Annotated in this window: 5 protein-coding genes; 1 reads left to right on the forward strand and 4 read right to left on the reverse strand. The window is 71.1% G+C overall.

Translation table 11 applies throughout. The features are described from left to right. Positions 1-209 precede the first annotated feature (209 nt). Positions 210-11,957, reverse strand: coding sequence for a hypothetical protein (locus tag GA0074694_RS26160; RefSeq protein ID WP_091462668.1), 11,748 nt, complete (start codon positions 11,955-11,957; stop codon positions 210-212). Between the two features lie 720 nt (positions 11,958-12,677). Then, positions 12,678-13,196, reverse strand: coding sequence for a recombinase family protein (locus GA0074694_RS26165; RefSeq protein WP_218105812.1), 519 nt, complete (start codon positions 13,194-13,196; stop codon positions 12,678-12,680). 45 nt (positions 13,197-13,241) lie between these two features. Here GA0074694_RS26165 and GA0074694_RS26170 point away from each other — a divergent pair, with 45 nt between their 5' ends. Continuing rightward, the gene (locus GA0074694_RS26170; protein WP_091460531.1) at positions 13,242-14,339 is read left to right on the forward strand and encodes an IS630 family transposase; all 1,098 of its coding nucleotides are present in this window, start codon (positions 13,242-13,244) and stop codon (positions 14,337-14,339) included. On the opposite strand, the gene GA0074694_RS31180 is transcribed toward GA0074694_RS26170, so the two are convergent. Together GA0074694_RS31180 and GA0074694_RS26175 are read right to left on the reverse strand one after the other, a co-directional pair. Next, positions 14,328-14,465: a hypothetical protein gene (locus GA0074694_RS31180; protein ID WP_245714915.1), complete on the reverse strand. Its 138-nt coding sequence runs from the start codon at positions 14,463-14,465 to the stop codon at positions 14,328-14,330. The genes GA0074694_RS26170 and GA0074694_RS31180 overlap by 12 nt on opposite strands. A 104-nt stretch (positions 14,466-14,569) precedes the next feature. Further along, entirely contained in the window at positions 14,570-15,673 is a 1,104-nt protein-coding gene (locus GA0074694_RS26175; RefSeq protein ID WP_218105813.1) for an IS4 family transposase, read from the reverse strand. Positions 15,674-15,688 lie beyond the last annotated feature (15 nt).

Here is a 15,688-nt window from a genome sequence, read left to right on the forward strand (position 1 = left end):
GCTCACCGGGCACCTTACCGGGCGGGTCTTACGGGACGGCCTGACCTGCGACGCGACGGCCCTCAGAAACCTGGCGCGAGGCGCCCGGTGAAGGACCCTCTAACGGGACACCAGCACGAACACCTCTCGACTGCGGCCACGCCGTCAACCAAGATCAACAATTTGGCGGCTGGTGACACCTTCGTTACCGGCACCCCTATCCCCGTGGTTCAGCCAGGACAGATCCTCACTACCCTGCGGGCGGGTCCGGTCCGGGGGCAGGGCCCGGCACCGATGCTTGCCGGGGCTGACCCCGGATCGCTCACCCTGTACCGCGCCGCCCCGCCACCGTTTGCTTCCTGGACCAGCTGCAGCAGACCACGGTCGCGCAATGCCCCGATCCGGTCATGCACCGTCCGCTGCGGTGTGGATGTCGCCGCGGCGAGGTCTGACTCGGTGACGGTGATGAGCCCGTCGTCGTTCATACGGTCGATCAGGGCGTTCCACAACTTCCGCAGCTGATCCCGCTGCCGCGTTGCGGGGGCGTTGTGGCCGGCGTGCTGGTCGAACAGCGTCCGGGCATCATTCCGGTCGCGCGCCCACTGGCTGCCCGCGGGAAGGGCCGGCAGTGGTGCTTGCTGGGGCGGGCCCGGATCGCTCACCCTGTACCGCGCCGCCCCGCCACCGTTTGCTTCCTGGACCAGCTGCAGCAGACCACGGTCGCGCAATACCCCGATCCGGTCATGCACCGTCCGCTGCGGTGTGGATGTCGCCTTGGCGAGGTCTGACTCGGTGACGGTGATGGTCCCGTCGTCGTTCATATGGTCGATCAGGGCGTTCCACAACTTCCGCAGCTGTTCCCGCTGCCGCGTTGCGGGGGCGTTGTGGCCGGCGTGCTGGTCGAACAGCGTCCGGGCATCATCCGGGTCGCGCACCCACTGGCTGTCCGCAGTGGGTTGGGGTTGGGGTTGGTCGGGGTGCAGTGGGGCGGTGGTGGGTGGCTCGTCGGCCGGGTGATGGGGGGTGTCGCTGGCGTGGAGAGTGCCGGCGTCGGTGCGGGTCACCGCTGGGGATGGTTGCCAGTCCATGTCCGGCCCCTGGTGGGTGGCCCAGTCGTCGAGGTTCCCGCTGCTCTCGTCGGCCTGATTGCGCGGCTGGCCGGGGTCGGTGGACATCGCAGCACCGTGGGTGGTCACATCACTGTCGGGATCCGGCCACCCCGGTTCCGTCCACCCCGCCTGCCAGGACGACGCGGTGGGGGCGTCCGGGTCGTCCAGCGGCCCGGGTAGCCCGGGCAGGCCCGTGCCCGCCGGCGGGGCAGGTGCCGGCCCGGACATCGGCACCGTATCCCAGTGGTCCAGCCAGGACAGGTCCTCACCCTGCGGGTGGTCCGGTCCGAGGGCAGGGCCCGGCAACGGTGCTTGCTGGGGCTGACCCGGATCGCTCACCCCGTACCGCGCCGCCCCGCCAGCGTGACCTTCCCGGACCAGCCGCAGCAGACCACTGCCGCGCAATGCCCCGATCCGGCGATGCATCGTCGGCCGCGGTGTGGTTGTCGCCTTGGCGAGGTCTGACTCGCTGGCGGTGATGATCCCGTCGTCGTTCATACGGTCGATCAGGGCGTTCCACAGCTGCCGCAGTTGTTCCGGCTGCCGTGTTGTGGTGGCGATGTGGCTGGCGTGCTGGTCGAACAGCGTCCGGGCCCTATCCGGGTCGCGCACCCATCGGCTGCCTTCGGGAAGGGCCGGTAACGGTGCTTGCTGGGGCTGACCCGGATCGCTCACCCGGTACCGCGCCGCCCCGCCAGCGTGGCCTTCCTGGACCAGCTGCAGCAGAGCACTGCCGCGCAATGCCCCGATCCGGCGATGCACCGTCGGCCGCGGTGTGGTTGTCGCCTCGGCGAGGGCTGACACGCTGGCGGTGATGATCCCGTCGTCGTCCATATGGTCGATCAGGGCGTTCCACAACTGCCGCAGTTGTTCCGGCTGCTGCGTTGTGGTGGCGATGTGGCTGGCGTGCTGGTCGAACAGCGTCCGGGCCCTATCCGGGTCGCGCACCCATCGGCTGCCTTCGGGAAGGGCCGGTAACGGTGCTTGCTGGGGCTGACCCGGATCGCTCACCCGGTACCGCGCCGCCCCGCCAGCGTGGCCTTCCTGGACCAGCTGCAGCAGAGCACTGCCGCGCAATGCCCCGATCCGGTCATGCACCGTCTGCCGCGGTGTGAATGTCGCCTCGGCGAGGGCTGACACGCTGGCGGTGATGATCCCGTCGTCGTCCATATGGTCGATCAGGGTGTTCCACAACTGCCGCAGCTGTTCCCGCTGCCGTGTTGTGGTGGCGATGTGGTCGGCGTGCTGGTCGAACAGCGCCCGGGCCCCGCCCGGGTCGCGCACCCACCGGCTGCCCGCAGTGGGTTGGGGTTGGTCGGGGTGGAGTGGGGCGGGGGTGGTGGGTGGCTCGTCGGCCGGGTGATGGAGGGTGTCGCCGGTGTGGAGAGTGCCGGCGTCGGTGCGGGTCACCGCCGGGGAGGGCGCGAGGGATGGTTGCCAGTCCATGTCCGGCTCCTGGTAGGTGGCCCAGTCGCCGAGGTTCCCGCTGCCGTCGCCGGCCTGATTGTCGGTGCTCGGCTGGTCGAAGTCGGTGGACATCGCAGCACGGTGCCCGTCGGTCACACCAGTGCCGGGAACCGGCCCCGCTGGTTCCGCCCACCCCGCCGGCCAGGACGACGCGGCCGGCCCCGCCGGCCAGGACGATGCCGTGGGGGCGTCCGGGTCGTCTGGCGGCCCGGGCAGCCCAGGCAGACCCGTGCCCGCCGACGGGGCAGGTGCGGGCCCGGGCATCGGCGACTGAGGTGCCGGATCCTGCATGCCCGGTCCGGGCGGGAACGACTGCGTCCCTGGGGACTGGCTGGGCTGGTCGCCGCTGGGCTGCGACCACGATGTCGGGCCGGGTGGGGCCTGCGGCCGGGGCGGATCCATCGGTTGCGGCCCGGGGTCGGGTTCCGTGTCCACGGCCGTGGGCGGGCCGACCCACGCCGGATGGAGCGGATCAAGCAGGACGAGCAGGTCGGCTGGGTCCACACCGAGCAGGTCGGCTGGGTCCACACCGAGCAGATCGGCTGGGTCCACCGGGTAGGTGGCCCAGTCGCCGGGGTTCCCGCTGCCGTCGCCGGCCTGATTGTCGGTGCTCGGCTGGCCGAAGTCGGTGGACATCGCAGCACCGTGCCCGTCGGTCACACCAGTGCCGGGAACCGGCCCCGCTGGTTCCGCCCACCCCGCCGGCCAGGACGACGCGGCCGGCCCCGCCGGCCAGGACGACGCTGTGGGGGCGTCCGGGTCGTCTGGCGGCCCGGGCAGCCCAGGCAGACCCGTGCCCGCCGACGGGGCAGGTGCGGGCCCGGGCATCGGCAACTGAGGTGCCGGATCCTGCATGCCCGGTCCGGGCGGGAACGACTGAGTCCCTGGGAACTGGCTGGGCTGGTCGCCGCTGGGCTGCGACCACGACGTCGGGCCGGGTGGGGCCTGCGGCCGGGGCGGATCCATCGGTTGCGGCCCGGGGTCGGGTTCCATGTCCACGGCCGTGGGCGGGCCGACCCACGCCGGATGGAGCGGATCAAGCAGGACGAGCAGGTCGGCTGGGTCCACACCGAGCAGATCGGCTGGGTCCACCGGGTAGGTGGCCCAGTCGCCGGGGTTCCCGCTGCCGTCGCCGGCCTGATTGTCGGTGCTCGGCTGGCCGAAGTCGGTGGACATCGCAGCACCGTGCCCGTCGGTCACACCAATGCCGGGAACCGGCCCCGCTGGTTCCGCCCACCCCGCCGGCCAGGACGACGCGGCCGGCCCCGCCGGCCAGGACGACGCTGTGGGGGCGTCCGGGTCGTCCAGCGGCCCGGGCAGCCCTGACAGCCCGGGCAGACCCGTGCCCGCCGACGAGGCGGGTACCGGCCCGGACATCGGCAACGTACCCCCGTGGTCCAGCCAGGACAGGTCCTCACCCTGCGGGTGGTCCGGTCCGAGGGCAGGGCCCGGCAACGGTGCTTGCCGGGGCTGACCCGGATCGCTCACCCGGTACCGCGCCGCCCCGCCAGCGTGACTTTCCCGGACCAGCCGCAGCAGACCACTGCCGCGCAATACCCCGATCCGGTGATGCACCGTCTGCTTCGGTGTGGATGTCGCCTCGGCGAGGGCTGACTCGCTGGCGGTGATGGTCCCGTCGTCGTCCATATGGTCGATCAGGGCGTTCCACAACTGCCGCAGCTGTTCCCGCTGCTGCGTTGTGGTGGCGATGTGGCTGGCGTGCTGGTCGAACAGCGTCCGGGCCTCATCCGGGTCGCGCACCCATCGGCTGCCTGCGGGAAGGGCCGGTAACGGTGCTTGCTGGGGCTGACCCGGATCGCTCACCCGGTACCGCGCCGCCCCGCGACCGTGGCCTTTCTGGACCAGCTGCAGCAGAGCACTGCCGCGCAATGCCCCGATCCGGTCATGCACCGTCCGCCGCGGTGTGGATGTCGCCTCGGCGAGGGCTGGCTCGCTGGCGGTGATGATCCCGTTGTCGTCCATCCGGTCGATCAGGGTGTTCCACAACTGCCGCAGCTGTTCCCGCTGCCGTGTTGTGGTGGCGATGTGGTCGGCGTGCTGGTCGAACAGCGCCCGGGCCTCGCCCGGGTCGCGCACCCGCCGGCTGCCCGCAGCGGGTTGGGGTTGGGGTTGGTCGGGGTGGAGTGGGGCGAGGGTGGTGGGTGGCTCGTAGGCCGGGTGATGGAGGGTGTCGCCGGTGTGGAGAGTGCCGTCGTCGGTGCGGGTCACCGCCGGGGAGGGTGCGAGGGATGGTTGCCAGTCCATGTCCGGCTCCTGGTAGGTGGCCCAGTCGCCGGGGTTTCCGCTGCCGTCGCCGGCCTGATTGTCGGTGCTCGGCTGGCCGAAGTCGGTGGACATCGCAGCACCGTGCCCGTCGGTCACACCAGTGCCGGGAACCGGCCCCGCTGGTTCCGCCCACCCCGTCGGCCAGGCCGGCGCGGCCGGCCCCGTCGGCCAGGGCGATGCCGTGGGGGCGTACGGGTCGTCTGGCGGCCCGGGCAGCCCTGACAGCCCGGGCAGCCCTGACAGCCCGGGCAGCCCTGACAGCCCGGGCAGACCCGTGCCCGCCGGCGGGGCAGGTACCGGCCCGGACATCGGCAACGTACCCCCGTGGTCCAGCCAGGACAGGTCCTCACCCTGCGGGCGGTCCGGTCCGAGGGCAGGGCCCGGCACCGGTGCTTGCCGGGGCTGACCCGGATCGCTCACCCGGTACCGCGCCGCCCCGCCAGCGTGACCTTCCCGGACCAGCCGCAGCAGACCACTGCCGCGCAATGCCCCGATCCGGTCATGCACCGTCGTCTGCGGTGTGGATGTCGCCTCGGCGAGGGTTGACTCGCTGGCGGTGATGATCCCGTTGTCATCCATCCGGTCGATCAGGGCCTTCCACAACTGCCGCAGCTGTTCCCGCTGCTGCGTTGTGGTGGCGATGTGGCCGGCGTGCTGGTCGAACAGCGCCCGGGCCCCCTCCGGGTCGCGCACCCATCGGCTGCCCGCGGGAAGGGCCGGCAACGGTGCTTGCTGGGGCTGACCCGGATCGCTCACCCCGTACCGCGCCGCCCCGCCAGCGTGACCTTCCTGGACCAGCCGCAGCAGACCACGGTCGCGCAATACCCCGATCCGGTGATGCACCGTCCGCGGCGGTGTGGATGTCGCCTCGGCGAGGGCTGGCCCGCTGGCGGTGATGATCCCGTTGTCGTCCATCCGGTCGATCAGGGCGTTCCACAACTGCCGCAGCGGTTCCCGCTGCCGTGTTGTGGTGGCGATGTGGCCGGCGTGCTGGTCGAACAGCGCCCGGGCCCCGCCCGGGTCGCGCAGCCACTGGCTGCCTTCGGGAAGGGCCGGCAGTGGTGCTTGCCGGGGCTGACCCGGATCGCTCACCCCGTACCGTGCCGCCCCGCGACCGTGACTTTCCTGGACCCGCTGCAGCAGACCACGGTCGCGCAATACCCCGATCCGGTCATGCACCGTCGGCTGCGGTGCGGATGTCGCCTCGGCGAGGGCTGACCCGCTGGCGGTGATGATCCCGTTGTCGTCCATCCGGTCGATCAGGGCGTTCCACAACTGCCGCAGCTGTTCCCGCTGCCGTGTTGTGGTGGCGATGTGGCCGGCGTGCTGGTCGAACAGCGCCCGGGCCTCGCCCGGGTCGCGCACCCGCCGGCTGCCCGCAGCGGGTTGGGGTTGGGGTTGGGGTTGGGGTTGGGGTTGGTCGGGTTGCGGCGAGGCGGGCGTGGTGGGTGGCTCGTCGGCCGGGTGATGGAGGGTGTCGCCGGCGTGAACAGTGCCGGCGTCGGTGCGGGCCACCGCCGGGGAGGGCGCGAGGGATGGCTGCCAGTCCATGTCCGGCTCCTGGTAGGTGGCCCAGTCGCCGGGGTTCCCGCCCTCGCCGGCCCAGTCGCCGAGGTTCCCGCCGTCGCTGGCCTGATCGTCGATGCCCGGCTGGTCGAAGTCGGTGGACATCGCCGCACCGTGCCCGTCGGTCACGCCCATGCCGGGTACCGGCCACCCCGGTTCCGCCCACCCCGCCGGCCAGGACGACGCGGTGGGGGCGTCCGGGTCGTCCAACGGCCCGGGCAGCCCTGGCAGACCCGTGCCCGCCGGCGGGGCAGGTGCAGGCCCGGACATCGGCACCGTAGCCCCGTGGTCCAGCCAGGACAGGTCCTCACCCTGCGGGCGGTCCGGTCCGAGGGCAGGGCCCGGCAGCGGTGCTTGCCGGGGCTGACCCGGATCGCTCACCCCGTACCGCGCCGCCACGCGACCGCGACCTTCCCGGACCCGCTGCAGCAGACCACGGTCGCGCAATACCCCGATCCGGGCATGCACCGTCGGCTGCAGTGTGAATGTCGCCTCGGCGAGGTCTGACCCGCTGGCGGTGATGATCCCGTTGTCATCCATCCGGTCGATCAGGGCCTTCCACAACTGCCGCAGCTGTTCCCGCTGCCGTGTTGTGGTGGCGATGTGGCCGGCGTGCTGGTCGAACAGCGCCCGGGCCTCGCCCGGGTCGCGCAGCCATCGGCTGCCTTCGGGAGGGGCCGGCAGTGGTGCTTGCCGGGGCTGACCCGGATCGCTCACCCCGTACCGCGCCGCCCCGCCACCGTGTGCTTCCTGCACCAGCTGCAGCAGAGCACTGCCGCGCAATGCCCCGATCCGGTCATGCACCGTCGGCCGCGGTGTGAATGTCGCCTCGGCGAGGTCTGGCTCGCTGGCGGTGATGATCCCGTTGTCGTCCATCCGGTCGATCAGGGCGTTCCACAACTGCCGCAGCTGTTCCCGCTGCCGTGTTGTGGTGGCGATGTGGCCGGCGTGCTGGTCGAACAGCGCCCGGGCCCCGCCCGGGTCGCGCAGCCACTGGCTGCCTTCGGGAGGGGCCGGCAGTGGTGCTTGCCGGGGCTGACCCGGATCGCTCACCCCGTACCGCGCCGCCCCGCCACCGCGACCTTCCTGGACCAGCTGCAGCAGAGCACTGCCGCGCAATACCCCGATCCGGGCATGCACCGTCTGCCGCGGTGTGAATGTCGCCTCGGCGAGGTCTGGCTCGCTGGCGGTGATGATCCCGTTGTCGTCCATCCGGTCGATCAGGGCGTTCCACAACTGCCGCAGCTGTTCCCGCTGCCGTGTTGTGGTGGCGATGTGGCCGGCGTGCTGGTCGAACAGCGCCCGGGCCCCGCCCGGGTCGCGCACCCACTGGCTGCCCTCGGGAGGGGCCGGCAGTGGTGCTTGCCGGGGCTGACCCGGATCGCTCACCCCGTACCGCGCCGCCCCGCGACCGCGACCTCCCTGGACCCGCTGCAGCAGACCACGGTCGCGCAATACCCCGATCCGGTCACGCACCGTCCGCTGCGGTGTGGATGTCGCCTCGGCGAGGTCTGACTCGCTGGCGGTGATGATCCCGTTGTCGTCCATACGGTCGATCAGGGTGTTCCACAACTGCCGCAGCTGTTCCGGCTGCGGTGTTGTGGTGGCGATGTGGTCGGCGTGCTGGTCGAACAGCGTCCGGGCCCTATCCGGGTCGCGCACCCATCGGCTGCCCGCAGTGGGTTGGGGTTGGTCGGGGTGGAGTGGGGCGGGGGTGGTGGGTGGCTCGTCGGCCGGGTGATGGAGGGTGTCGCCGGCGTGGACAGTGCCGGCGTCGGTGCGGGCCACCGCCGGGGAGGGCGCGAGGTATGGCTGCCAGTCCATGTCCGGCCCCTGGTAGGTGGCCCAGTCGCCGAGGTTCCCGCCGTCGCTGGCCTGATCGTCGGTGCTCGGCTGGTCGAAGTCGGTGGACATCGCCGCACCGTGCCCGTCGGTCACGCCCATGCCGGGTACCGGCCACCCCGGTTCCGCCCACCCCGCCGGCCAGGACGACGCGGCCGGCCCTGCCGGCCAGGACGATGCGGTGGGTGCGTCCGGGTCGTCCAACGGCCCGGGCAGCCCTGGCAGACCCGTGCCCGCCGGCGGGGCAGGTGCAGGCCCGGACATCGGCAGCGTATCCCAGTGGTCCAGCCAGGACAGGTCCTCACCCTGCGGGTGGTCCGGTCCGAGGGCAGGGCCCGGCACCGGCAACTGCGCCCCTGGATCCCGCGACGGGCCCCACACCCACTGGGCGGCGGACACCGGGCCAGGACCAGACGGGTCGCCGCCTTCCGCTGGATCGGGCGACTGCCCGCCTGAGGTGTTGCCGGCCCACCGGTGCCGGCCGCCAGCGGCGGCGAAGTCCTCCTGATCCGGCCAGCGCACGCCGGGTTCCTGACCGTTCTCGACGATGTCCGCGGTCCGTACCGCCTCCACCAGATCCGGCCCGAACAACTCCACCGAACCATCCGAGAACAACACCGACCGCACCGGCTCGTCCCCGTGTGGCCGCAGCTCGCCGGGTATCTGGTCCACCTCGTGCGTGGACGACATCAACCGCCGGGCACGGAGCTGGGTGCGCAACCATCCACCGAAGGAGGTGGCCTGCCCCGGTCCCCGCCATGCCCCGTCGCACCAGACCAGCAAGATGTCAGGTATGCCGCCGCCCCGCTGTCGCGCCTGCGCGACGGCGTGTTGCCAGGCGGGCGAGGCGGTGATCATCCGGAGGAACAAGGCCTGACGCACCGGATCGTCGGCCAGCCGCTCGGCCAGGTTCCGGTGCCCGGCGATGGTGAACCATCCCTCCACCGACGGCAGCGCCTGCGCCGCCGTGCGATCCGCCGCCGCGTCCAGATCCGCCACCACCGGGTCGGCGAAGTACACACCGCTGAACGTGTCCGCCATGACGACATCCCTGGACACCTCGAACAGCCGCGGCAGGACCCCGTCCGGCGACGCCGCCTGGATACCGAGGTCCGCAGCGAGCCGGCGCAGCTGAGCGTCGCTGGCACGGCCGTAGCCGCCGCTGGCGAGATCGTGGATTCGTTCCACGGCCGGCCCAGTCGCCGCGACGGCCCGCTCGCCGAGACCGCCAGAGCCGGCACTGATCGACTCGTCCAGCAACGACACACCACTGATCGAACCCGAGTCCCTGAAACCGGTCGAATCCGTGTCCCGGGAGCCGAGATCGGGGCTGAACACTCCACCGCTTGCCACAGACACGTCACTGACCGACGCCGTATCACCGACGCTGACGACGTCGACGATCGACATGCCACCGACACGGGAGCTGACACCACCCGGCACCGTACCGAGGGCCCCGACCACATCCGCCGTCCCGGGCGTCACGCTCCCGCCGGCCGACACGAGCACCTTGTGGTACCCGTCCACCCACTCCCGCTGGAACGAGGTGACCAACGCCGCATGACCGGCCGGATCGACACCGTAGCGGCGGGCCAACGCGGTGAACTGGGCCTGCGCCAGACCAGCCGCCGCCGCGGTGTGCCGCTCGGACATCACCGGCACCGTCGGCCCGCCGACACGCCCGCCTTCCTCGACATCGACCGTAGCCACACCGGCGGCCGCCCCGGTGACACCGGGGACCGTCACGGCCGAGAAACGGGCGGACAGGTCGGTAACCGCCTGCCGGACCACCCTCGCCACGGCACTGACCTGCCCGGCGTCGGGACCGGCCACCACACCCGGCAGCACGGCAGGGGCACCGAGGATCACATCGACCCCACGGTCCACCTGGCTCCACACGCCGCCCTCGACCGCCCTGAGCACGCCAGCGGACGGCACCACCGCCCCAGCGCCCCCCGACACGCCAGCGCCTGTCGGCGTGCCGGGGCCTGTGGGTAGGCCGGCGGCGAGGTACTGGCCGATGTGGTGTTGAACGGCCAGGTGCGCGAGCGAGCGCAGCGCCTGCCGGTCGAACTCCGCCGGCAGCCCGGCGATCACCTGCCGCGCCCGCACCTCGGCCGGGATCCGCCCACCGGAGAACGCCAACGCCTCGACCACCCGGGCCACCGCCCGCTGCCGGACACCCGTCAGATACCCCTCGGTCAACGCGGCAGCGGGCAGACCGACCGCGGACAGGAAAGCCGCAACAGCCCGATCACCCCGCCGGGCGTCGACCCACCCGGCGAACACCCGCTCAACCGACACGGGAAGCGCGGCCAGGAACTGCCGCGCCTGCCCCATCCCGGCCAGCAGTCCACCATAGTGGTCCACCAGTTCCCGCTGGAACCGCTGCCACTGCTCCACCACCAGCGCACCGGCGACCGCTACCCACTCCGGCACGGGCACCACCGGCACCGTCGGCACCGAGAAGTTCGGCACGGACCACGACGGCACCGGCAGGTCCGGCACCGGCACCAGCGGCACCGAGAAGCTCGGCACGGACCACGACGGCACCGGCAGGTCCGGCGTCGACCACGCCGGCACGGGCATCGGTTCAGGCGCCGCAGGCGCCGGTGGCGACAGCGACGGTGCCGACACCAGCGGGACGGGCACCGGGGCCGGCCCGCCAGAGCCCGCACCCGCCGGATCGTCGACCTCCGGCTGATACGTGGACGGTGCCGGAGTGACCGGAGCGACCGGCCTGCCGTCGGCGGTGAAACCGGTACCGGCGGGCATGTTCCACCGGGACCGGGTCGGATTGAACCCCAAACCGACAGCCACGCGACGCGCAGCGGCCCCCGCCCCGGACGCGCCCAACTCACCCGACCCCGACAACGCCCCGGAAATCACGGCCATACCGAGACCACCGGGGTCGTAGGTCCCGTCGACGATGTAGCTGGCGGCGACGTCGCCGACCACCTCCAGGCCGACCTCCGACACCGGCACCATCATCAGGCTGGTCAGCAGGTTACGCGTGGCATCCGACACTTCGAACTTCGCCAGAGCACCACCCACGACCCCGGCGAACCGGCCCAACGCCGGCCCGGCCGCCGTGGTCACACCCGCCACCGCCAACCCGTACAACGCCTGCTTACCGACCTGCGCCCAGTCGACCCCCGGCATCAGACCATCAGCCAGCATGCTGATCTGCGCCAACAACGACGACCCCGGCATGAACAACATCTGGATCGCCGTGCTGCTCGCCGCCGCCCGCACCATCGACGACCGCAGGATCGTCTGGATGATCGTCCGGGTCTTCACGATGTGCGCCGCCGCCTCCACCGGCAGGACAAACGCCATCGCGAACGCGACCGCCAACTCCGTCATCATGAAGACGAACATGACCAGCGCCTGACGATCCGTCAGCTCCATCTGGTTCAGGAAGCCCCGCATCGCCTGGGCCGCGTTCACCTTCAGATCGGCGACCCCGTCCAACAACTCCACGAACGGAGCCGTCTGCGCCACGAACCGGTCGTAGACCTCACCCTCCCCCGCCGCCCGAACCGCCTTGATCGTCTGGGCCAGCTCCGGAACCAACAGGGTCCGCACCCGATCCGCCAGCACCTCCAACGCGTTCAGGTCGTACGCCAACACCGGCAGATTCGACCGGTGCAACCGCATCCCGGTGAACGCCTCCAGGGCCTGCTTCGACGACTCACTGAGACCCACGGAAGGAACCGCGGCCTCCGCCACCGCCAACGCCCCCTCCCCACCCCCACCAGGGGCACTCAATGCCAATCACCCAGCAGCGCACCACCGCCTCGGCCGTCGGCCATCTCGTTCCCACGCGAAGCAGCCCCGCGCACCGCCACTCATGTCCGCAACCAGCTCGGAACCGATGGCCTCCGTTTCACCCAGACACAACGACAGAGGCCCACCGCCTCGCCCTGAAATCCAGGGCCGCACACACCTCGACCAACAGCTCCTCATCACTCAACGCGCTCATCCCACCACCCCCCCGTTACCCCACGACTGAATCCTGGCAGTGGGTTCACCACCCGGGACTGCGTAGGATTTCGGCCCTGTCTCACATTCGGTGGTGACGGAGAGTCGTGGGGGTCGTTGACACTGGCGTGAAGGATGTCGATGAGCTTGCGCGGACGGTGTTTTCGGGTCTTTCTCCGCTGGTCGTAGCGGACGTGGCGACGAGGGCGAGCGGATCGTGGTGCGGGGTCGCCGCGATGACGGACGCTGCTCCCCGCGCATGCGGGGGTGATCCAGACTGCACCGCGCGGCGGGCCGGACCGGTGTCCCTGCTCCCCGCGCATGCGGGGGTGATCCCAGCGCACACCTGTCCGTGGTCGGGATGTCCGGCTGCTCCCCGCGCATGCGGGGGTGATCCCGTGTTGCGGGTGGCCGGGCCTCGGCCGGGTAACTGCTCCCTGCGGATCAGGCCGCTGCCGCTGGCCGCCCCGGCGTCATGGCGAACGACTCGGTCAGTCCGATCCGCGGGGACGCCGCGTCCACAAGGTCGACCTGTTCGCCGGGTTGGGCCGGGATGAGGCCAGGCAGCGCGCTGTACAGGGTGCTGCGCGAGACGCCGAGCAGCTTGGCGATCGAGGTCATCGTGCGGTTCGGCTCGGCGAGCAGTTGCAGCGCGTACGCGACCTTCTCCGGGGTCATCGCCGGCGGCCGGCCGAGGCGTTGCCCCCGGGCACGAGCGGCGGCCAGGCCCTCGTTGGTGTTGGCCACGATGATGGTGCGCAGGAACTCGGCCAGCGCGGCGAAGACGTGGAAGACGAACATCCCGCCAGCGGTGGTGGTGTCGAGCTTCTCGTGTAGGGACTGGAATCCGACGCCGTGGCGCTTGAGCCGGCCGACGATGCCGATCAGGTCTTCCAGCGAGCGGCCGAGTCGGTCGAGCGAGACGACGGTGAGCACGTCGCCGGGGCGGATGTACTCGAACATTTTGGCTAGTGTGCTGAGTCGTTAATTCGTTGGTAGATTGCGGGTATGGGTGATGGCCGTGGTCCGAAGCTGGCGCCGCTGGAGTTGACCGCCGAGGAGCGGGAGGCGCTACGAGGGCTGGCTCGGCGGCCGAAGACGGCGCAGGCGTTGGCGGTGCGGGCGCGGATCGTCCTCGCCTGCGCGGAAGGCCTGTCCAACAGCGAGGTGTCTCGCCGGCTTGGGGTGTCGCTGCCGACGGTCGGCAAGTGGCGTAAGCGGTTCGTGGCCGATCGGGTGGACGGGCTGCGCGACGAGCCGCGACCGGGCGCGCCACGGAAGATCGGCGACGCCCAGGTCGAGGCCGTGATCACGAAGACGCTCGAAGAGCTGCCGCCCGATCAGGACAGTCATTGGTCGACGCGGTCAATGGCCACGGCGGTGGGGCTGAACCAGACCGCGGTCTCGCGGATCTGGCGGGCGTTCGGCCTCAAACCGCACCAGGTCCAGAGTTGGAAGCTGTCGACCGACCCGCTGTTCATCGACAAGGTCCGCGACATCGTCGGGCTGTACCTGGACCCGCCGGAGGCCGCCATGGTCCTCGCCGTGGACGAGAAATCGCAGATCCAGGCCCTGGATCGGACCGCGCCGATGCTGCCGATGATGCCCGGTGTCCCCGGCCGGGTGACCCACGACTACGTCCGCCACGGCACCACCAGCCTGTTCGCCGCCCTCGACGTGGCCACCGGCAAGGTCATCGGCCAAACCCAACGCAAACACCGCCACCAGGAGTTCCTGCGCTTCCTGCGCACCATCGACCGGGCAACCCCGCCCGACCTGGAGCTGCATCTCGTGCTGGACAACTACGCCACCCACAAGACGCCCGCCATCGGGCAGTGGCTACTCAAGCACCCCCGGTTCCACCTGCACTTCACCCCGACCTACTCGTCCTGGCTCAACCTCGTCGAGCGCTGGTTCGCCGAGCTAACCAACCGCAAACTCCGCCGATCGACCCACCGCAGTATCGCCGCACTGGAAGCCGACGTCACCGCCTGGATCGAGGCGTGGAACGCCGACCCGAAACCGTTCGTGTGGACCAAGACGGCAGACAACATCCTCGAAACGATCGCCGCATATTGCCAACGAATTAACGACTCAGCACACTAGGAGGTAGTTGTAGCGGGTGGTCTGCGGGTAGTTCCCGGCCCGCAGCGAGCGGTCCCAGTCGCGGAGGAACCCGGCCCAGGTCCGGGACAGTTCGGCGGTGAGCTTCTGAAGATCCAGTAGTGGCATGACAACCTGCCCGAGTCAAGGAGTCCAACAGCAGCGTGCTAGACCGGGCATCCATGCCAAGCAATGAAAAAAGGGCTCCCGCAAGTCAATGACCTGCGGAAACCCTATCGCTGTCGGGACGGCCGGCCCTGGTAGGCCAGCTCCGGCAGCCTTGAGCGCAGCAGACGGCCCGGGCCGCGTAGGTGCGTCTTGAGCTGGTCGTTGCTGGTCTCTTCTTCCCAGCGCAGGTGGTAGGCCTCGGCCAGCTCGTCCGCGTGGGCCTCGGCCGGGTCGAGGACGGTGGTCAGCAGCACGATCAGCTCGCCGGTGCCGTTGCCGTCGCGGTCGGGCACGTCGTACTCGACCACTCGTACCAGATACGCCAGCTCAGGGGCCAGATCCTGCCCAGCGCGGGCAGCGGCGACGACGCGGTCCCGGCGGGCGCCGCGGATCTTCGGGTTGATCACCACGGACACATACGTGCCGTCGGCCAGCACCCGCACGACCGGCAGCCGCAGCCCGGTCGGCGCCCGCCACAGCAACGCCGCCCCGGTGCCCGCCGCAGCAGACCAGGCGTCGAAGGAGTAGAACCCCCGGTCGGCGGTCAGCAGCTCATCGCGGCGCAGCCGCGGGTACAGCCGCATCGCCAATGTCTGCTCCCCGGTGCCATAGCCGGACACCTCCCCGGCCAGGAACGCGTGCGTGCCGCACTCGGCCAACGCCACCACCCGCGCCTTCGGATACGCCGACCGGTTGCCCCCCGAGCCGGCGTAGCCAAACTCGGCGGCGTTACCCGGCGTGTCCGGCAGGTCCACATCGAAGCCGTCAATAGCAAGGACTCGCCACCGCCGCAGCCACGCCCCCCGCGTATCAGTCGTGCCCACCGGCTGCACCACCGACTCGAAGATCTCCTCCATGACCGGCGCGCCCAGCCGCTGCCGCGCCTGGCTGATCCCCGACGCGGTCGGCACCGACCAAGCGGCGTCCCAGCAGCCGAACCGGGTCAACGCCCCGGTGACCTTCGTGGCGACCTCTTCGTAGTCATCCTCACCGAACAGGCACAACGCCATCGTCAGATAGGCCACCACATGCGGCGGAAGCTTCCCATCCGACCGCTTGGCCCCAACCCCAAACCGGGCCACCGCCGCGTCCACCGCATCCCGCGGCACCGCGGACACCAGCACCCCCAACGACACCTGATCCGCCGTCACCGCCACCGTCTCGGACATGACCGGCAAGCACAC

This window comes from Micromonospora inyonensis, from assembly GCF_900091415.1.
GTDB classification, from domain to species: Bacteria; Actinomycetota; Actinomycetes; order Mycobacteriales; family Micromonosporaceae; genus Micromonospora; species Micromonospora inyonensis.